20 protein-coding genes and 1 pseudogene are annotated in these 17,861 nt (G+C 66.8%); 8 read left to right on the top strand and 13 right to left on the bottom strand.

Annotated elements, in window-relative coordinates; all coding sequences use genetic code 11:
* Positions 1-73: 73 nt before the first annotated feature.
* Complete coding sequence (locus tag QZX62_RS00105) at positions 74-1,642, bottom strand: DUF3482 domain-containing protein (protein WP_294171281.1); 1,569 nt, start codon at positions 1,640-1,642, stop codon at positions 74-76.
* Positions 1,639-3,144 carry a hypothetical protein gene (locus QZX62_RS00100; RefSeq protein WP_294171280.1) on the bottom strand — a complete coding sequence of 502 codons (1,506 nt, stop codon included), beginning with the start codon at positions 3,142-3,144 and terminating at the stop codon, positions 1,639-1,641. The genes QZX62_RS00105 and QZX62_RS00100 overlap by 4 nt, the downstream gene beginning before the upstream one ends.
* Positions 3,145-3,235: 91 nt before the next feature.
* On the opposite strand from QZX62_RS00100, the gene msrB reads away from it, so the two are divergent.
* A complete protein-coding gene (gene msrB, locus QZX62_RS00095; protein ID WP_294171279.1) occupies positions 3,236-3,640 on the top strand; it encodes a peptide-methionine (R)-S-oxide reductase MsrB in 405 nt (134 codons plus the stop codon).
* Positions 3,641-3,686: 46 nt separating this feature from the next.
* The gene (locus tag QZX62_RS00090; protein ID WP_294171278.1) at positions 3,687-5,819 is read left to right on the top strand and encodes a transglycosylase domain-containing protein; all 2,133 of its coding nucleotides are present in this window, start codon (positions 3,687-3,689) and stop codon (positions 5,817-5,819) included.
* On the opposite strand, the gene QZX62_RS00085 is transcribed toward QZX62_RS00090, so the two are convergent.
* Together QZX62_RS00085 and QZX62_RS00080 are read right to left on the bottom strand one after the other, a co-directional pair.
* Positions 5,769-6,473, bottom strand: a complete 705-nt coding sequence (locus tag QZX62_RS00085; protein ID WP_294171277.1) for a SprT family zinc-dependent metalloprotease — start codon at positions 6,471-6,473, stop codon at positions 5,769-5,771. The genes QZX62_RS00090 and QZX62_RS00085 overlap by 51 nt on opposite strands.
* Positions 6,454-6,891 carry a YcgN family cysteine cluster protein gene (locus tag QZX62_RS00080; protein WP_294171425.1) on the bottom strand — a complete coding sequence of 146 codons (438 nt, stop codon included), beginning with the start codon at positions 6,889-6,891 and terminating at the stop codon, positions 6,454-6,456. Before QZX62_RS00080 ends, QZX62_RS00085 begins: the two co-directional genes overlap by 20 nt.
* Before the next feature lie 65 nt (positions 6,892-6,956).
* Between QZX62_RS00080 and QZX62_RS00075 the strand changes: the two genes are divergently transcribed.
* Positions 6,957-7,556 (top strand): ankyrin repeat domain-containing protein, encoded by a 600-nt coding sequence (locus tag QZX62_RS00075; RefSeq protein ID WP_294171276.1) that lies wholly within the window; start codon positions 6,957-6,959, stop codon positions 7,554-7,556.
* Positions 7,557-7,559: 3 nt separating this feature from the next.
* Here the strand turns inward: QZX62_RS00075 and QZX62_RS00070 are convergent, their stop codons facing one another.
* From QZX62_RS00070 to QZX62_RS00030, 9 genes are all read right to left on the bottom strand, one after another.
* The gene (locus tag QZX62_RS00070; RefSeq protein WP_294171275.1) at positions 7,560-8,057 is read right to left on the bottom strand and encodes an MmcB family DNA repair protein; all 498 of its coding nucleotides are present in this window, start codon (positions 8,055-8,057) and stop codon (positions 7,560-7,562) included.
* A 32-nt stretch (positions 8,058-8,089) separates the two neighbouring features.
* Positions 8,090-8,722 (bottom strand): cell wall hydrolase, encoded by a 633-nt coding sequence (locus QZX62_RS00065; protein ID WP_294171274.1) that lies wholly within the window; start codon positions 8,720-8,722, stop codon positions 8,090-8,092.
* Between the two features lie 178 nt (positions 8,723-8,900).
* Positions 8,901-9,251: a DUF1491 family protein gene (locus QZX62_RS00060; RefSeq protein ID WP_294171273.1), complete on the bottom strand. Its 351-nt coding sequence runs from the start codon at positions 9,249-9,251 to the stop codon at positions 8,901-8,903.
* Positions 9,232-9,696 carry a PTS sugar transporter subunit IIA gene (locus QZX62_RS00055; RefSeq protein ID WP_294171272.1) on the bottom strand — a complete coding sequence of 155 codons (465 nt, stop codon included), beginning with the start codon at positions 9,694-9,696 and terminating at the stop codon, positions 9,232-9,234. The genes QZX62_RS00060 and QZX62_RS00055 overlap by 20 nt, the downstream gene beginning before the upstream one ends.
* A 61-nt stretch (positions 9,697-9,757) precedes the next feature.
* On the bottom strand, positions 9,758-10,330 hold the full coding sequence (gene raiA, locus QZX62_RS00050) for a ribosome-associated translation inhibitor RaiA (protein WP_294171271.1): 573 nt from the start codon (positions 10,328-10,330) through the stop codon (positions 9,758-9,760).
* A 39-nt stretch (positions 10,331-10,369) separates the two neighbouring features.
* A complete protein-coding gene (gene dnaQ, locus QZX62_RS00045; RefSeq protein WP_294171424.1) occupies positions 10,370-11,086 on the bottom strand; it encodes a DNA polymerase III subunit epsilon in 717 nt (238 codons plus the stop codon).
* 8 nt (positions 11,087-11,094) lie between these two features.
* The gene (coaE, locus tag QZX62_RS00040; protein WP_294171270.1) at positions 11,095-11,688 is read right to left on the bottom strand and encodes a dephospho-CoA kinase; all 594 of its coding nucleotides are present in this window, start codon (positions 11,686-11,688) and stop codon (positions 11,095-11,097) included.
* Positions 11,685-12,560 carry a shikimate dehydrogenase gene (locus QZX62_RS00035; RefSeq protein ID WP_294171269.1) on the bottom strand — a complete coding sequence of 292 codons (876 nt, stop codon included), beginning with the start codon at positions 12,558-12,560 and terminating at the stop codon, positions 11,685-11,687. Before QZX62_RS00035 ends, coaE begins: the two co-directional genes overlap by 4 nt.
* A complete protein-coding gene (locus tag QZX62_RS00030) occupies positions 12,557-13,141 on the bottom strand; it encodes a Maf family protein (RefSeq protein ID WP_294171268.1) in 585 nt (194 codons plus the stop codon). Before QZX62_RS00030 ends, QZX62_RS00035 begins: the two co-directional genes overlap by 4 nt.
* A 293-nt stretch (positions 13,142-13,434) precedes the next feature.
* On the opposite strand from QZX62_RS00030, the gene hemE reads away from it, so the two are divergent.
* From hemE to QZX62_RS00005, 5 genes and pseudogenes are all read left to right on the top strand, one after another.
* A complete protein-coding gene (gene hemE, locus QZX62_RS00025) occupies positions 13,435-14,484 on the top strand; it encodes a uroporphyrinogen decarboxylase (RefSeq protein WP_294171267.1) in 1,050 nt (349 codons plus the stop codon).
* A 26-nt stretch (positions 14,485-14,510) separates the two neighbouring features.
* Complete coding sequence (locus QZX62_RS00020) at positions 14,511-14,942, top strand: CopD family protein (protein ID WP_294171423.1); 432 nt, start codon at positions 14,511-14,513, stop codon at positions 14,940-14,942.
* Between the two features lie 176 nt (positions 14,943-15,118).
* Positions 15,119-16,375: a transcription termination factor Rho gene (gene rho / locus QZX62_RS00015; RefSeq protein WP_294171266.1), complete on the top strand. Its 1,257-nt coding sequence runs from the start codon at positions 15,119-15,121 to the stop codon at positions 16,373-16,375.
* Positions 16,376-16,514: 139 nt separating this feature from the next.
* Complete coding sequence (locus QZX62_RS00010; RefSeq protein ID WP_294171421.1) at positions 16,515-17,204, top strand: YjbE family putative metal transport protein; 690 nt, start codon at positions 16,515-16,517, stop codon at positions 17,202-17,204.
* A gap of 25 nt (positions 17,205-17,229) precedes the next feature.
* Positions 17,230-17,861 (top strand): annotated as a pseudogene (locus QZX62_RS00005) (tRNA uridine-5-carboxymethylaminomethyl(34) synthesis GTPase MnmE); the annotation flags it as partial.

The raw sequence follows: 17,861 nt of genomic DNA, 5'->3' as shown, positions 1-17,861 counted from the left end.
AGCCGTGCCGGGGGCACGGCGGCCTGCACGATCGCCTTAGCCGTGCTGCGGGGCCCAGCCAGCTTTGCTCAGATCACTCCCGCGGAGGCGGCAGCGCATCCGCCGCCGTCGACACGCGGGACGTAAGCGCAGCAGCTGGGTTCCCGCCCTCGCGGGAGTGACGGAGCCGTCTAGGCTCATGCCGATCCGCCGCGAAGATTTCCTCTGCCTCGGGGTACAGCCCGACCAGCAGCCGCTTGGCCGCATGGGCCAGCACCGGCTGCAGCGCGTCGGCAACAGCCTCAAGCCCGTCCTTGGCGCGGTCCCAGGCGGACCGAAGCGCTGACTGCTCGCTGGCTACCGCCTTTTCTACCGCAGCCTGCCAGTGGGTGGGGTGCTCGCCCTCTTCCCACTCGCCACGGCCACGGCCGAAGTGCGCCACCGCCAGATAGCGCAGCAGGGCCGAGCGGGTCAGCCCGGCCAGGAACTCCTCCGACCAGCGCACGGCGTTGGTCTCCTCGCCGCGCGCCATGTTGTAGCCGCGCGCGGCGGTCTTGGCCCCGAACGCGCCGAGAACCGACCCGACCAACATGCCGGCGCCCAGCGTCAGTCCGCCGGCGGCGAGATCGGCCGCAAGCCCGCCGGCCGCCCCCGAGATGAGGCCGCCGAGCACGGTGGCCACGCCCTCGCGGGCCGGAGCGGACTCGGTGTAGTCGCGCTTCAACCGCTTGAGCACCTCACGCGCCGCCTTGCCACTGAGGCCATGGAGGGCGATCAGCTCGTCCGTCGAGCGGCGGATGTCAGCGTCAAGCCGCTCGGCCAGCCGGCCCATCGCGCGCTGCGCTTCGGGCGAGTTGTCGCCGCCTGCGGGGTTGAGGATCGCGCCGCGGATTCGGTCGCCGATGTTGCGGTCGGGGATGTCCTCGCGCGCAGTCGCCGCGCCCGCCAGCTGCTCGGACAACACGTGCATGGAGCGGTGGAAGCGCTCGAGGTTGCGCTCCGCCCAGGCCGCTGCCAGCGCGGGCATCGCCGGACGCTTGTCCGGCGGAAGCAGCGGATCGATGCGCTTCAGCAATTCGCCTTCCTGCACCCAGCAGCGGGCAAAGGCGTCCATGGTCATGGTGTCGCGCACCAGTTCGAGATGGGCAAGATGGCGGCCCCAGCGGTCCTCATCGCTGCGCGACTGCTCGCCCGGCGGGCCGGTCTGGTTGAGCAGGAGCATGACCGGCTTGCCCACCCAGGCCAGCACCTCCATCTCCAGCGGAACATAGGCAGCGCCGGCCGGGTCCTCGCTGGCATTGACGAGGTAGAGGATGACGTCCGCTTCATCGCGGGCGTTGCGCACGGCCTGCTGCGACGACCACAAGGGCCGGTCTCGGAAGCGGTCCCAGACTTGGGTCAGCAGCCAGCCAATCGGATTGCCGCTGATCCGCAGGCGGCTGACCAGCCGAGCGGTGTCGCCGAAGCCTGGCGTGTCCCACAGCATCAGCGTGTCGGCGTCCGCCTGCAGCATGACATATCCGGTTGCCACCTCGGTCACGTGCGCCGCATCACGCACCTCGCCCACATCGCGGCCGAGCAGCGTCCGCACCAGGGTGGTCTTGCCAGCATTGGTGTGGCTGATCAGGCTAAGGTTGACGGTGCGGGGCGGTTCGTCGCTCATGCCGGTACCGGTGAGCGCATCAATGCCTTCTCCAGCGTCCGGGCGCTGACCTCGTCCTCGCCGAGCTCGAGCCCGAGCAGCACCGGCGCGGTGCCGACCGGCGCCAGCACTCCCCGCCAGGCGGACGCGCGATCGTCCAGCCGCCGCGAAGCCGAGGCCTGCCCACGCAGCCGTTCGCGGAAGCTGCTGTCGTCGATCAGCAAGGTGAGGCCGGTACCGCCGCCGACCAGCGCGTCGCGCACGCCGCGCGCGAACGCACCGTGGTTTTCCGCTTCGGGGGTCGAGGCCATGGCGAACAGCAGTACCAACTGGTCGGCACGGCCGAGGTCCCTGCCTTCGGACGCTAGCCAGCGGTCCTCGGCGCCATAGGGAACGGGGTCGTCCACCTCGACCCGGACCTTCTCGCCCAACGCAGCTCCGAGCAGCCGGCCAAGCCGCTCGCGAGCCGCGGGCGAGGGTTCGAAGCCGTACGGGACAACTCGGGCGACGCCAGGGCGGCCAAGCGCATTGCGGAGCAGGGAGCGTACGTAGAAGTCCTCGGCACCCGGAACCGGCACCCGCCGCTTCAGAACGGCAGCCTTGCCTGCGTTCCAGGCGGCGAGCAGCAGCCGCGGGCCGATCACGAACAAGGTTGCGGTGACCGCCCACAGGATCAGCCAATCGCCGGCATTCTCCCCGCCGCCGCGCAGGGCGCGCAGCCGTTCGACGTCCGGCAGGGCGATCCCGGTCAGCCAGCTCGCCGGGCCGAGGACGAGCTGGAGAAAGCCCGCAACCTCCCCTTCCGCCCCCGCCCAGGTTCCGGCCCAGCCCGCGCGGTACTCGGCGGTGTAGCGGGCACGGATCAGCAAGCCGGCGATCACGCCCACCGCGAACAGCGCCGCGCCCAGGTGGAGCGTGCGGCTCGCCCGGTAGCGGGTCAGCGCTCCGGCTGCCCGGCCCCAATCGCGCACGAAGCGCGCCACCCCGCGCTCCAGCGTCGGCTGAGCGGCAAGGCGGGTGGCGGCAGGGCCTCCAAACCGCTCCAGCAACTGCAACAGCGGATGTCCGCTCATCTCCGTCCGCCGGCCGAGCGCACGCCGGATCTTCCCGACCAGCAGCCAGGCATAGACCAGGAGGTTCCAGGCCAGCATACCGAGCAGGGGAAAAGCAAGGATGTTGAGGCGATCACCGTCGAGCCGGTGACTGACGAGTCCGACCGCCAAGGCCAGCAGCGGAACCGCCCAGTTCAGCCACGGCGGCCAGCGCGACAGGCCGCAAGCGCGGCGCAAGGCTGGGAAGCGGCTGAGCATACGTTCGAGCGCCAGTTCGGAGCGGCGGTGGAGAAAACGGGCGGTCTCGCGCGGATCGTCCCGCTCGCCTAGCCCGCGTTCGCTGAGCGCTGCGCCCGTCGCGAACTGCCGGTCCTCGCGGGTCAGCACGGCGCCCTCCGGATCCTCGCTTTCAATGGCGCGAACAAGCAGCACCTCGCGGGCACTGGCCTCGGGAAGACGGATCTGGCTCACGAGAGCAACAACCCGTCAGTTTACAAGAAGATGCACGACCCTTCCCTCTCCACGGCGGCCTTCCCACATGGAACGGCACAAGGAGTTGATCATGGCGAACATGCCGACAAACGAAGCGGAGTGGCGCGCGAAGCTGGGCGAGGATCGCTATCGCATCCTCCGCCAAGCGGGCACCGAGGCGCCGTGGACGGGCGAGCTGCTCGGCAACAAGGCGGCGGGCGAGTACCGCTGTGCGGGCTGCGGCGCGCCCTTGTTCCCGAGCGACACCAAATTTGAAAGCGGCAGCGGCTGGCCGAGCTTCACCGCTCCCGTGGCGGGCGAGGCGGTCGAGGAGATCGCGGACGACAGCCACGGCATGCGCCGGGTGGAGGTCCGCTGCGCCACGTGCGAAGGTCACCTCGGGCACGTGTTCCCCGATGGTCCGGGTCCCAACGGTCTGCGCTACTGCGTCAATTCGGCAAGCCTTGAGTTCGAGCCGAAGGACGGGCGTTCCTAAGCCGACCTTGCGGGGTTCCTGCTGAGTCCGTAAGCCATCGGTACCGATGGCCGCTCCGCCCCGCAGACCTTCCGCAGCGCCGCTCCCCGCCACGCCGAAGCGTTCGGTGCTGACCCGGCTGTTCTGGTGGGGGCTGTACGCCTTCCTCGCCGGGCTGATCGCGCTTGCAGTGTCGGTCGGTGTGGCGACGACGCAGCTGCCGAGCTACGGCGAACTCGTCCAGCGTAACGACCTCGGCCAGATGATCCGGGTGCGCGGCGCCGACGGCAAGCTGCTGGTGTCGCTTGGCCCCAGCTTCGGCAAGTGGATCCCGTACGGGGACATCCCGCCGGCGATGCGCAGCGCCATGATCGCCGTGGAAGACAAGCGCTTTCGTGGACACATCGGCGTTGATCCGATCGGCATCGCACGCTCGTTCAAGGTGCGGCTGGACACGGGTCGCTGGACCCAGGGCGGTTCCACCATCACGCAGCAGCTCGCCCGTAACATCTTCCTGACTAACAGCCGGACCTTCGGGCGCAAAGTTAAGGAAGGCATCCTGGCGCTCGCGCTCGAGCGCAAGTTCAGCAAGGACCAGATCCTCGAGCTATATCTCAACCGAGTGTACTTTGGCGGCGGCGCCTACGGCATCGACGCCGCGTCGCGGACATTCTTCGGACACGACGCCACCTCCATGAGCCTGGGCGAAGCGACGGTTATCGCCGGACTGGTCAAGGCGCCGTCCAACTACTCGCCAACCGCCGACGTGGAGGCCGCCCGGGGGCGCGCCGGAGTGGTGCTGCAGACCATGGTCGAGAACGGCTTCATCTCGCGTAGCGCCGCGCAGAACGTCGACCCCGCACGGATCATGGTGCAACCGACCGAGAAGCAGAACAGCATCCGTTACTTCACCGATTGGGCGCTGCCGCAGCTCGACACACTGATCGACGAGACGTCCGAGCCGATCGACGTATGGACGACCTTGGACACCCGCATGCAGGGCGCCGCCGACCGCGCGATCAACGCCAACACGCCGCGCGCCGCACAGGGCGCGCTGGTGGCGCTCGACCGAGACGGAGCGGTACGAGCGATGATCGGCGGCCGCGACTACGTCAGCTCGCTCTATAACCGCGCGACCCAGGCGCAGCGGCAGCCAGGTTCGGCATTCAAGCTGTTCGTATATCTGGCGGCGCTCGAAAGCGGGATGAAGCCGACCACCACCCTGGTCGATGAGCCGGTCACCATCGAAGGCTGGCGGCCACGCAACTCGACCCGGACACACCTGGGCCCGGTCACCCTGCGCGAGGCGTTCGCCCGCTCGATCAACACCATCAGCGCCAAGATCGGCGCCGAGCTGGGCTTCTCCACCATCGCCGACATGGCGCACCGCTTCGGGATCACCGGAAACATCTCGACCAACCCTTCGATGGTGCTGGGCACCGCGGACGTGCGCCTAATCGACATGACCCGCGCCTATGCCGCCGTGGCCAATCGCGGGGTCGGGGTCATGCCCTATGGTATCACCCGCGTCGCCACCGCGGACGGCCGCATGCTGTACCGCCATGAGGAAAGCGACGCCCGCGTGCTGGTGGCGCCCTGGGTAGCGGCGGAGATGACCGACCTGCTGCAGACCGCCGTGCTGTCGGGCACCGGCCGGTCGGCGCAAATCGGGCGGCCGGTCGCCGGCAAGACCGGGACCACCTCATCCAACAAGGACGGCTGGTTCATCGGCTTCTCGTCCGGGATCACCGCAGGCGTGTGGATGGGCCGCGACAACGCTCGTCCGATCGCCGGCCTTCAGGGCGGCACCGCTCCCGCCAAGGCGTTCCACGACTTCATGGTGTCCGCAGTCGCCAGTCGTCCGGTGGAGCAATTCGAGACCGCCGTACCGATGCCCGACTGGCAGCTGGAGCCAGAGGAGCAGCTGTGGGGCAACGAAGCGGGCGGCGGCGAGCCGTTGGTCGATGCTTATGGCAATCCGCTGGAGGTGCAGCCGGTCGATCCGCAATCGCAGCCGCTTCCACAAGCCGGTCAGCCGCCCGAACCTTATCGCCAGCTGCTAGAAGAAGAAACGGAGATCGACCGCCTCTACCGTGGCGTCCCTCCGCCCCCCGCGCCCCAGCCGCCCCGCGACCCGCGGAAGGTGCCTTCAGCCCCCCCGACCGACCCTGCGCAGAGCCGGCCCGAGTTCTCGGAGTAACCGCCGCGCGTCGCTGACCGAACCGCCGAACAGCCGTTGCTCCGCCCCCTTGAAGGCCAGCGAATGGTCCATGTGCAGGCGGTGGGCGACCTCGTGCGCCACTACGAAGCGGAGGACCTCCGGGGGGGCCAGGATCAGCCGCCAGCTGTAGCGGATGACGCCCGCTGATGAGCAGCTCCCCCAGCGAGTCGCGGCGTCGCCGGTCGCCACCGAACGCACAGATACTCCAGCGAGAGCAGCGATCCGCGCAGTCTCGGCGCTGAGCTCCTCCCGCGCTGCGGCGAGCAGCCAGCGTTCGATTGAGCGAGCAAGACTCGGGTGTGGGCCCCCGACCTGGAGCTTCGCGCCCACACGCTGGACACCGCGGCGGGCGCCTTCGTGCCAGCAGATGGTCAGCGGCTCGCCGCGGAATGGGATGGTTGCACCGTCCACATAAGGGATTGAGCCGGGCTCTGCCGCAAGCTGCTGCTCCACCCACGCTCGCTGCTCGCCGGCCCAACGCAGCGCGGCCCTAGCAGAGCCCCGCGTCGGCAGCGTCAGCCGAAGCAGCTGGCGATCATGATCGATCCTGAGCCGCAGCCGCCGGGCGTTCGCCAGCCGCCGGACCGCGACCGGCAGCGGCAATCCTGGAACCTCAAAGGTCCCGGTCGACAAGATGAAACTCTAGCTGGCCTGCATCCACTTCGCTGACAGTCCAGCCACGGGTCGACATGCCGGCCTCATGCACAGTTTCACGGCTGCCGCTCACCAGATAGTGCCAGGAGGGAAGCGGCTGCCCTTCCCCGCGCAGCTTGTAGGCGCAGGTGGACGGCAGCCATTCTAGGGCGTCCAGCTTGCCCACCGCCAGCTGCACGCAGTCGCTGACGTGCTTGCGGCGGTTCGCGTAATCGCTGCACAGGCCGCTCCTCCGGTCGAGCAGCTTGCAGGCGACGTTGGTCGGGAACAGCTCGCCCGTGTCCTCGTCCTCCAGCTTATGCAGGCAGCAGCGGCCGCAGCCATCGCACAACGCTTCCCACTGCCCCCGATCGAGCTCCGCCAAAGGCTTGTGCCACCAGGGATCGTCGCTGTTCATGGTCATGGCAGCTGTGGTCTGGTAAGCGCCCGGCGGTCAAGGGTGAACGGCAGGACGGGGCAGGAATGCACAAGCTTACCAAGTGCTTGGTGGTCGGGGCAATGCTGGTGGCAAGCGCATCGACGGCGCTCGCGCAATATACCCCGGCCGGCCTCAGTTTCCTTCAAGCGGTCCGCGACCGTGACGGCGCCAAGGTCGAAGAGCTGCTTGGAGCGGACGGCTCCACCGTGATCAATTTCCGCAACGACCGCGGCGAGGCGGCGCTGCATATCGTCGCCGCGCGGCGCGACCAGACTTACCTGGGCTACCTCCTGGGCAAGGGTGCGGACGCTAACATTCAGGCCAAGTCCGGCGACACCCCGTTGATCGTGGCGGCACGCATCGGCGACGCCGACGCGGTTGACCGGCTGCTGCGTAGCCGAGCCCGGGTCGACCTCGCGAATCGTGCCGGCGAGACCCCGTTGATCATCGCCGTGCAGCAGCGGCACCCGCCCGTGGTCAAGCGGCTGCTGGAGGCAGGCGCCGACGCGGACCGCAAGGACAATGCCACCGGCCGCAGCGCGCGCGACTATGCCAACGAAGATCGCCGCAACCCGGACCTGTTGAAGCTCTTGGAGACGGTCAAGCCGGCCAAGGCGTCCGGCGTCGCCGGTCCCAAGCTCTAGGGCCTAGTTCCCGAAACCCAGCGTGGGATCGATGTGGGCGGACAGGCGGCGCGCGGCCCGGCGCGCAAAGCGCAGTAGCTCCGCCTTCCGCCTCGCGGGGGCGAGCGGCCGCTGCGGCGCGACGCGGGAGACGGCGGCATCGTAGCGGTCGGCAACGATGATCCCGACATCGCCCGGCAGGTAACGGTCCGCATCCAGCAAGCCGGCCAAGGCGGGCGGGACCGCCCAGAAGAAGCGGTCGCAAAACTCGAGGTAGTCGGTCCACTTGGCATCGCCCGCCAGGTCGGCACGGCTGACCTTGATCTCGACAATGGTCAGGCACCCTTTCGGGTCGATCGCCATCATGTCGGCGCGGCGCCCATTCGGCAGCGGCACTTCGCAGATGGAGAATAAGTCCTGGCGAAAGAACAGCCGGGTGACCCCGCGCGCCACCTCCGCTGCGACCGGAGACGCATCGGCAAAGCAGCCAGGATCGAGAAGGGGCTCGGGCGCGCTACTCACGCCCGAGCATTAGAACAAAGAGGGGACGAAAACTAGCGGTAGAAGACGTGGTTGCCAACGCTGGCCACCCGGGTCAGGCGCCAGCCGGGCGACACGCGGCGGGCGTGAAAGAAAAGCGCCCGGCCAATGCTGCTGTCGTGCAGGTCGGCGTCGACGATGCGGGCGATCGCCACAGCATTCTTCCACTGCGCCCCCGACTTGTTCACGGCCGGCCAGCGGTCGCCCCGAACGAAGCTGAACTGGCCGCGTTGAAACAGCACGCCGCAGTAGGATGAAGGGAAGCGGCCCCTGCTGTTGGCGCGGTTGGCAATGACTTGGCCGACAGCAAGCTGACCGGCCAGCGGCTCGCTCTTGGCCTCGAAATAGACGCCGGCCGCCAGGCATTCCAGTTCACGGCTGCCGGCGTCGCTGCCGCGCATTTCCGCCACTTTCTCGGCGAGCGAAGCGGCAGGTTGAATGGCCGGCTTGAGCTCGACCATGGCCGGTTCGGTAATGGAAGCGGCGTCGGGAGAGGGCGTAATAGGCGGCGTTGCCGGTGAAGGCACATCGTCAAGGGCCGTGCTGGGCACCGAGGTTTGGACGGAGACCGGAGCAACCTGGGCGGGAGCAACCGAACCGGCGGTAAGCGCGATCCCGGCAATCAGCACGGCGAAACGATGCAGCATTCAAGAACCGATCAAGTGCGGTGGAGCAGCCGCAAGGATGCGCAGGACCGAGCGATGGTTCGCTCACGCAGCTTGGCTTTTCCCCCGTCTCGCGCCACTCACCGCAACGGCTAGAATTGCCGCTCACGGAAGCACCCGCTGAATATGGTTCCTCCGTTCACCGCAATTTCGCTGATGATCAAGTCGTCCCGATCGTTTCAGCGATGAATCGTTCGCTGTGTGGGATATCCAGTTCAATCACCCAACAATCCGGGTCGGAGTGGCTGCGTCGCGCAACATATTGTGTTGCGAGCGCCGAATCGATCTCACGCGGGCCGGTTACCGTCCAATCGTACACTCCATCGGCGCCAAGGCTTCGCTCCAGCAAGCTGGTTTGCCGGCCGCGTTCCAGAATCACCAGCAGGAGAGAGCCGCGACTTTCGTCCCCCTTGTGCAGAACCATCCCGAAGCCGCCGTGCGCTTCGGCAAGCCGCAGGAACGATGCGACCTCGAGCCCCGGGGCAAGTCGGTCAGGCTGCGTCGCGCTCATCCACGCCTATCAGAACCGCCGCCAGCGCATCGCGCGAGCGGGCACCACGCAATTTCTCTAGCGTCGGCGCGTGGCGCGCCGCCCGGCTGATCGCCGCCAATGCCTTGAGGTGATCTGCGCCGGCATCGGGCGGCGAAAGCATGAAGAAGATGAGATCGACCGGGTGCCCGTCAATCGCCTTGTATTCGATCGCCTCCGACAGCCGCGCGACGCTGCAGTAGATGCGCGCCAAGCCGGGAAGTTTGCCGTGCGGGATGGCTACGCCGTTGCCGAACCCGGTCGAGCCCAGCCGTTCCCGGTCAGTGATCGCCGCGACTACCGCGCCGGTCGCGACCCCTAGCCGTTGCCCTGCCATCTGCCCCAAGATCTGGAACACGCCACGCTTGTTGGTGGCCGGCAGGTTCGGCTTGATCGCTTCCAGGTCGATGAAATCATGCAATAGCATAGATGCGCATTCTGTCCGGCAAGCCCGCCCCGGAGCTTGCGCAAGTAAAGAGAGGCGAGCTTCAGGCCGCTTTAGGCTCCACCCATCCGACCGTCCCGTCCTCGCGGCGATAAACCATGTTATAAGTGCCCGTCGCGCTGTTGCGGAACATCAGCGCGGTGGTGTTCCGCAGGTCCATCATCATGACCGCATCGCCGACACTCGCCTCCGGGATGTCGACGCGCGTTTCCGCGACGATCGGCGGGTAGTCGGCGACCTCAGGCTCGTCCGCGGGTGCGGCGAAGACGGTGTAAGCCGCGTTCTCGTTCATGCTTGGCGAGACCTCGCTAGCGCCCTTGTGCTCGCGCAAGCGGCCAACATAGCGGCGGAGCTGCCGTTCGATCTTGTCGGCCGCCGCATCAAATGCGATGTGCGCGTCGGGCGCCCTGGTGCTGGCCTTGAGCACCATGCCATGGGCAACGGGCGCGACGATGTCGCAGGTGAAGCCGTGATCGTGCGGCCCCTTGCCGAACGTCACATTCGCTCCGATCGCGCGGGAGAAATAGCGTTCTGCCAAGCCCGTGACCCGCGTCGCAACATGCTCCTGCAGGGCGCCGCCCGTCTCGACTTGGTGGCCGGAAACCCGAACATCCACGTGCGCGATCCTCCCTGTACCGACCATGGCCAGCCCCATTCAGCAAGTCGCGGTCCGCCCTTCGGGCACGGCGAGCCTGGCCCACAACGGGTCGGTTATCGCCCGGAGGAACTGGGCATGCCGTTGCCGTTCTTCAAGCGACGCAGAATGCGGCCGCGGCGGGCGGATCGGGCGCTGCGCCGGAGCGTAGCCGAAGCGCTCTCCGCTTTGTGGGGCGATCTCGGTCATCAGCCCAAGGCCGATCTGGCGACCGCCCGTCAGCTCGACATAAACCTGGGCAAGCAGCTGCGCGTCGAGCAAAGCACCGTGCTTAACCCGTTGGCTGCGGTCCACGCCGAAGCGGCTGCACAGCGCGTCGAGGCTGTGCTTGGCACCCGGATGCTTGCTCCGAGCCATCACCAGGGTGCAGACCATGCGGCTGAGGCACACGGGGTCGCGGCTGCAGCGAGCGAGCTCGGCGTTGAGGAAGCCGAAATCGAAGCCGGCGTTGTGGGCGATCAGCGGCGCGTCGGCGATGAAGTCGATCAGCTCGGCCGCACGGTCGTCGAACAGGGGCTTGTCCGACAGGAAGATGCTCGACAGGCCGTGCACCGCTTCCGCTTCGGGTGGCATGGCGCGCTGCGGGTTGAAGTAGGCGTGAAAGGTTCGCCCGGTCTCGACCCGGTTGACCAACTCGACACAGCCGATTTCCACGATCCGGTCGCCCCCGGCAGGGTTGGTGCCGGTGGTCTCCGTATCGAACACGATCTCGCGCATGAATGGCGTCATGCGCTTGTCGCGAGGCCTAGTCCAGCCAGGATGGCACGCACCTGCGTCTCGGTTTGGGCCAGGCTGCCGGAGGTGTCGATGACGAAGTCGGCGCGGCTGCGCTTCTCCTCGTCAGGCATCTGTCGCGCCAGGATGGCGTCGAGCTTGGCTGCGGTCATCCCGGGCCGTTGCAGCACCCTCTGCCGCTGCAGCGCAGCGGGAGCGCTGACCACCAGAACATGGTCGAAGGCGTTCTCGCCGCCGGTTTCAAACAACAAGGGAGTGTCGAACAGCAGCGCCGGCGCACCGCCATGTTCCGCGATGAAGTGGGCGCGCTCGGCTTGTACCGCGGGGTGCACGATGGCCTCGAGCTCCACCAGCTCTTGCCGCGACCCGAGCACCGCTGTGCTGAGCGCCTCCCGGTCGACGCTGCCGTGGCGGGTCGTGCCTGGAAACCGTTGCTCAATCGGAGCCACCAGCCGCCCGCCAGGTCCCTGCAGCATCCGCACCACAGCGTCGGCATCGAACACGGGGACTCCGAGATCAGCGAATATTCGCGCCACTGTGGACTTGCCCATGCCGATCGAGCCGGTGAGCGCGAGAGTGATCATTGGATGAGAAGCCGCCGGAGCTCAGCGTCATGCTCGCGCGGTGCAGAATGGCCGTAGAACGCCTCGAATGCGCGTGCGCCCTGCGCAACGAGCATGTCCACTCCGTCGATCACCCGCAACCCCAAGGCGCGCGCCTGTTTAACTAGGCCGGTTTCCAGCGGGTGGTACACCATCTCGAACACGATCGTATCGGGGTAGTAGCTCGACAGGTCGACCGGAACCTCGGGTTGGCCTGCCATGCCCAGCGGCGTCGCGTTGATGATCACGTGGGAGTAGCGCTGGTCCTCTGGGCCGCTATCCGGATTGCGGATCGGGCCCAGGGCATCAATAGATTGGCACTCGCCGAAGGGCGTTCCGATCAGACCGGCTAAAGTAAGGCCCTGTTCCCGCGAGCGGCAGAAGACGTCGAAGTCACCAAAGCCGGCCCGAGCCGCCCCAAGACCGGCAGCGAAGGCCGCGCCTCCCGAGCCGATGATCTGGACGTAGGTCGCGACATGGCCGGGGTAATCGGCTCGCGGCAATCGTGATAGCGGCTCCGCCACGCCCCGGACATCGCTGTTCTCCGCGCGCAGAACGCCTTGGCCGTCCGGCAGGAGGAGGTTGGCCGCGCCGAGCACCGACGTGTCGTCGCTGAGGCGTCCAGCGTAAGGAACGACTGCCCGCTTGAGCGGCATGGTGACGTTGCAGCCGCGCCAACTAGGGTCGCGTCGGCGTTCAGCAAGGTAAAGGTGCAGCTCGTCCGTGGTGACCCTCGTCGCGCGGTAAGCTCCCTCAAGGCCAAGCTTGCCGAGCCAGAAGCCGTGGATCAGCGGCGACTTGCTGTGCGCAATGGGGTCGCCGATCACCTCGGCATAGGGTGTCGGCGACATCATGCCGCCAGCATGCCGCGTTCTCGCAGGGCGCCGAGCAGCGGCAGCAGCGGCAGGCCCAGGATGGTAAAATGATCGCCCTCGATCGCCGAGAACAGCTGAACGCCGGGTCCTTCCAGCCGGAACACGCCGACGCAGTAGCTGACCTCCGGCCAGTCGGCGTCGAGGTAGGCTTCGATAAAGCTGTCGGTGAGCGGCCGCACTTGCAGCCGGGCTTCAGCCGCGTGCCGCCACTCCACTGTTTCGCCGCAGGTCAGAGCCACCGCGCTGGTGAGCTGCATGCTCCGGCCGGAGAAGAAGCGGAGGTGCTCGGCAGCTTGCCCGCGGCCGCCGGGCTTGCTGAAGCGGCGGCCCTCGACCGAAACGATGCTATCGCTACCGATTACCAGCGCGTCCGGCCGGCTGCGGCTGACGCTCAGGGCCTTGGCTCCCGCCAGCGCGGTCGCCAGACCGGCATCGCTTCCGGCGAACCCCGCTTTCACCGCGGCCTCGTCCACTTCCGGCCGCACCGCACTATAGGGTACGCCGGCGTTGGCCAGTAGCGTCCCCCGGATCGGGGAGGTTGAAGCAAGTAGCAGGTCCATACATGTTCCTGTGGAAAAGCCGGTGGCTTCCCCTAGCGCCGAGCTGGGTACGGTCCAAACTTCGTGATCGCCCCTGCCAGCGCAAGGGTCATCCGGCATTCTGTCCACTGCCGCCGGCAGTGATCCCCAGCCTGTGAATAGCGGGAGCGCCTCGACCCGACTCGCCGGAGCCCAAGCCGAGTTGGCTGCACCTGCCTGTTGGCAAGTTCGGGAGGCGGCCTTATTCCCCACCTCCCGCCGCCCATCTAACTTCATCATCCTTTTTAAGAATCTATAAGAAAGAGAAGAAAAGGGTGGACCCCAAGCCCCTCGATCAATCGGTCGACAAGCCGCTCCTCGCCGTTCTCGGAGGCGAGCGGCGGGACCCGCCGCCGGTGTGGATGATGCGGCAGGCCGGCCGCTACCTGCCTGAGTATCGCGCCTTGCGGGCGGACAAGGGCGGGTTCCTGGACATGGTCTATGATCCGCCATCGGCTGCCGAGATCACGCTGCAGCCGCTGCGCCGCTTCCCGCTCGACGCAGCGATCCTGTTCTCGGACATCCTGATCGTGCCCCATGCCCTCGGGCAGGAGCTGAGCTTCGTGGCCGGCGAGGGCCCGCGGCTTGCGCCGCCGCTCACCGATGCATCGCTCGGGGACTTCCAGCCGCGCATGGATCGCCTGCAGCCCATCTATGAGACTGTGCGGCGAGTGAAGGCCGAGCTTGCGCCTTCCACTACCTTTCTCGGCTTCGCGGGCAGCCCATGGACGGTCGCCACCTACATGGTCGCCGGCGAGGGCAGCCGCGAACAGGCCGATGCCCGCCAGCTGGCCTATCGCGATCCGGGCCGCTTCGCCGCGATCGTCGAGGCGATCGAGAACACGACGCTCACCTACCTGCTCGGGCAGGTCGATGCCGGGGTTGATGCAGTGCAGCTGTTCGACAGCTGGGCCGGCAGTCTTGCTCCGCGCGAGTTCGAGCGATGGGTGATCGCCCCGACCGCGCGGCTAGTAGAGCGGCTGCGAGCCGAGCGGCCTCAGCTCAAGATCATCGGCTTCCCCAAGGGCGCGGGAGGCAAGCTTGCCGCTTACGCCCGCGAAACCGGTGTGGACGCGTTAGGCCTGGACGAGACAGTGGATCCGGCCTGGGCCCATTCGGTCCTGCCCGACAGCCTGCCGGTTCAAGGTAACCTCGACCCGCTCTCCCTGATCGCTGGAGGCGAGCCGCTGAAGAATGCGATCCGGAACATCTGCGATGCGCTTGCCGGGCGGCCGCACATCTTCAATCTGGGCCATGGCATCCAGCAAACCACGCCGATCGCCCATGTTGAAACCCTGCTGCGGCTGCTAGGGAAGCCGCTGTGACCGGGCTTGATCAATATGTCGGCTTCATGGGTAGCGCCTACCTGTGGGTGAAGGCGGCCCACCTGACTTTTGTAATCTTCTGGATCGCCGGGCTGTTTCTGCTGCCGCGCTTTTACGTCTACCACCATGCCACCGCTCCCGGCTCGGCCGAGGACCGTGCCTGGATCGAACGGGAAGGCCGCGCCCGATCGATCATCCTGGGGCCGGCGATGCTGATCGTATGGGTGCTGGGGCTCGCCCTGGCGCTCAACATCGATGCCTTCGCGCAAGGCTGGTTCCACGCCAAGCTGGCGTTGGTGGTCCTGCTGACCGGCTATCAAGGCTGGATGTCGGCGTACGGCCGCAAGCTCGCCAAAGGGGCGCGGCCGCTGGAGAACCGCACGCTCAGGATCATGAACGAAATTCCGGGGATTGCGACGGCCGTGATCGTGGTGCTGGTGATCGTCAAACCGTTCTGACCTTGCAGTCGCGGCGCAGCCCAACCATGTTGACAGCCTAGGGCGCTGGCCATAACCTCGTGTCACGCAGTCGCGATCGACTGTGCCCTGTTCCCCCGCCGGTGTGACTGCCTTCCTGTTGCGGTCGAGTCACCGGCTCTCCCCACGCCGAACACCAGCCAGCATAGAGTTCACCCATGCACCTCAAGGACCTGAAGCAGAAAACCCCGGCCGAGCTTGTCGCACAGGCTGAGGAGATGGGGGTGGAGGGCGCGTCCACCCTGCGCAAGCAGGATCTGATGTTTTCGATCCTCAAGGTCCGGGCCGAGAGCGGGGCGGAAATAATGGGCGCGGGCACCATCGAGGTGCTAAACGACGGCTTCGGCTTTCTTCGCTCGCCCGAAGCAAATTATCTTGCCGGTCCTGACGACATCTACGTCGCGCCTCAGCTGGTCCGCCGCTTTGGCCTGCGCACCGGCGACACGGTAGAAGGCGAGATCCGCGGCCCCAAGGATGGCGAGCGCTATTTCGCCCTGACGCGGGTCACCGGGATCAACTTCGACAATCCTGAGGTGGTCCGCCACCGCGTGAACTTCGACAATCTGACCCCGCTTTACCCCGACGCCAAGCTGCGGCTCGACACGCTCGACCCGACGGTCAAGGACAAGAGCGCGCGGGTCATCGACATCGTCTCGCCTCAAGGCAAGGGCCAGCGCGCGCTGATCGTCGCGCCGCCGCGGACCGGCAAGACCGTGCTGCTGCAGAACATCGCCAAGGCGATCACCGACAACCATCCCGAAGTGTTCCTGATTGTGCTACTGATCGACGAGCGGCCGGAGGAAGTCACCGACATGCAGCGCTCGGTCAACGGCGAGGTGATCAGCTCGACCTTCGACGAGCCCGCATCGCGCCACGTGCAAGTGGCTGAGATGGTGATCGAAAAGGCCAAGCGCTTGGTTGAGCACAAGAAGGATGTGGTGATCCTGCTCGATTCCATCACGCGTCTTGGCCGCGCCTACAACACGGTAGTGCCGAGCTCGGGCAAGGTGTTGACCGGCGGCGTCGACGCCAACGCCCTGCAGCGGCCCAAGCGCTTCTTCGGCGCTGCCCGCAACATCGAGGAAGGCGGCTCGCTGTCCATCATCGCCACCGCGCTGATCGACACCGGCTCCAAGATGGACGAGGTCATCTTCGAAGAATTCAAAGGCACCGGCAATTCGGAGATCGTGCTCGATCGCAAGGTCGCGGACAAACGCATCTTTCCCGCGCTGGACGTCGGCAAGAGCGGCACCCGTAAGGAAGAGCTGCTGGTCGAACAGGGCACCTTGTCCAAGATGTGGGTGCTCCGCCGCATTCTGATGCAGATGGGCACGGTCGACGCGATGCAGTTCCTGCTGGACAAGATGAAGGACGCCAAGTCGAACGAAGACTTCTTCGCATCGATGAACCAGTAGTCTGGTTACGGGGCAGGGGCCCGGGAACTCGAACCCGCCTCTTGGCTTTCCAACTGCTTCCTAGTTCCAACCGCCTACGGGGTAAGTTCCTTTGCTCGATTTGCTGCTAAGCGCCGTCGCCTCCGTCAACGCTGCGCCGATGGATTTCGGCGGCCCGGCCGAGATCTGGGCGTCGATTGTCAAGGACTTCTCCAACATCAACGAGCCGGGCGCCTTCGCCGCCTTTCTCCAGGTGCTCATGATCGATCTGGTGCTGGCCGGCGACAATGCGATTGTCGTGGGCGCCCTTGCTGCGGGTTTGCCAGCCGAGCAGCGCAAGAAGGTCATCCTGATCGGCGTCCTCGCGGCACTGGTCCTGCGCATCGGCTTCGCGCTGATCGTCACGCAATTGCTGCAAATCATCGGGCTCATCTTGGTGGGTGGTCTGCTACTTCTGTGGGTGGCGTGGCGGATGTGGCGCGAGCTTCGGCACGCCGGCGGGGAGAGCCACGGTTCGCCCGAAGTTGCAGGCGACGAGAGTTCGGGCTTGCGACCAGCGAAGAGCTTCGCCGGAGCCGCCTGGGCCGTCGCAGTGGCGGATGTCAGCATGAGCCTGGACAATGTGCTGGCGGTCGCCGGTGCGGCTCGCGAACACCCCGGCATCCTCATAGTCGGCTTAGTGTTCGCGGTTGCGTTGATGGGCCTCGCGGCCAACGTCATCGCCCGCTACATCGAGCGCTACCGCTGGATCGCTTATATCGGTCTGGTCGTAATCCTATGGGTGGCGATGAAGATGATCTACGACGGCTGGGTCGATCCGCAGGTTGGCGTGGGTCGCCTGCTTGCTTGAGGAAATCGCCTGAGGCAGCCCGCCGGTGAGCGGATCCGACACGATCTACGCGCTTTCGAGTGGCCGCCCACCGGCCGCCATCGCAATCATCCGGGTCAGCGGCCCTCTTGCACGCCGGTCTGCTAGGCTCCTCGCCGGCGGTTTGCCCGAACCGCGTACGGCTTGCCTCCGCACCCTGCGTGATGGAGCTGGCGTCGAACTCGACCGAGCGTTGCTGCTGCGCTTCGATGGACCGGCCACTTCGACGGGCGAGGATCTGGTCGAGTTCCATTGCCATGGTGGCCGCGCGGTGGTCGGCGCCGTGCTCCTGGCCCTGCGCGAGTTGGATGGGCTCCGGGAAGCGCAGCCGGGTGAGTTCACCCGCCGGGCACTTGAGAACGGCCGTATTGACCTGACCGAAGCAGAAGGACTGGCCGACCTGCTCGAAGCAGAGACGGAAAGTCAGCGGAAAGCGGCGCTCGCGATTGCGTCCGGCGGGCTGCGGCACTCAGCTGAGCGCTGGCGCATGCAGCTCATCGAGCTTTCGGCGATGGCGGAAGCTGCGATCGACTATGTCGGCGATGAAGATGAGACGGCAACGGACGAACACCGGCTGTTCCACCAAACGCAAGAGCTCGCCGACGAGCTCGCCAGTTGGCTCCAACAGCCCCGCGCCGA

It is taken from the genome of uncultured Sphingomonas sp., assembly GCF_902806265.1.
Classification (GTDB): Bacteria; Pseudomonadota; Alphaproteobacteria; order Sphingomonadales; family Sphingomonadaceae; genus Sphingomicrobium.
Note: the sequence above shows the minus strand (reverse complement) of the source record. Positions and strands in the feature narration are given on the sequence as shown.

Excerpts from the sequence above, each read along its gene's own strand:
- QZX62_RS00105 (WP_294171281.1), bottom strand. The coding sequence starts at position 1,642 with ATGAGCGACGAACCGCCCCGCACCGTCAACCTTAGCCTGATCAGCCAC.
- msrB (WP_294171279.1), top strand. The coding sequence starts at position 3,236 with ATGGCGAACATGCCGACAAACGAAGCGGAGTGGCGCGCGAAGCTGGGC.
- QZX62_RS00090 (WP_294171278.1), top strand. The coding sequence starts at position 3,687 with ATGGCCGCTCCGCCCCGCAGACCTTCCGCAGCGCCGCTCCCCGCCACG.
- QZX62_RS00080 (WP_294171425.1), bottom strand. The coding sequence starts at position 6,891 with ATGAACAGCGACGATCCCTGGTGGCACAAGCCTTTGGCGGAGCTCGAT.
- QZX62_RS00075 (WP_294171276.1), top strand. The coding sequence starts at position 6,957 with ATGCACAAGCTTACCAAGTGCTTGGTGGTCGGGGCAATGCTGGTGGCA.
- QZX62_RS00065 (WP_294171274.1), bottom strand. The coding sequence starts at position 8,722 with ATGCTGCATCGTTTCGCCGTGCTGATTGCCGGGATCGCGCTTACCGCC.
- QZX62_RS00060 (WP_294171273.1), bottom strand. The coding sequence starts at position 9,251 with ATGAGCGCGACGCAGCCTGACCGACTTGCCCCGGGGCTCGAGGTCGCA.
- QZX62_RS00055 (WP_294171272.1), bottom strand. The coding sequence starts at position 9,696 with ATGCTATTGCATGATTTCATCGACCTGGAAGCGATCAAGCCGAACCTG.
- dnaQ (WP_294171424.1), bottom strand. The coding sequence starts at position 11,086 with ATGCGCGAGATCGTGTTCGATACGGAGACCACCGGCACCAACCCTGCC.
- coaE (WP_294171270.1), bottom strand. The coding sequence starts at position 11,688 with ATGATCACTCTCGCGCTCACCGGCTCGATCGGCATGGGCAAGTCCACA.
- QZX62_RS00035 (WP_294171269.1), bottom strand. The coding sequence starts at position 12,560 with ATGATGTCGCCGACACCCTATGCCGAGGTGATCGGCGACCCCATTGCG.
- QZX62_RS00030 (WP_294171268.1), bottom strand. The coding sequence starts at position 13,141 with ATGGACCTGCTACTTGCTTCAACCTCCCCGATCCGGGGGACGCTACTG.
- QZX62_RS00020 (WP_294171423.1), top strand. The coding sequence starts at position 14,511 with ATGGGTAGCGCCTACCTGTGGGTGAAGGCGGCCCACCTGACTTTTGTA.
- rho (WP_294171266.1), top strand. The coding sequence starts at position 15,119 with ATGCACCTCAAGGACCTGAAGCAGAAAACCCCGGCCGAGCTTGTCGCA.
- QZX62_RS00010 (WP_294171421.1), top strand. The coding sequence starts at position 16,515 with ATGGATTTCGGCGGCCCGGCCGAGATCTGGGCGTCGATTGTCAAGGAC.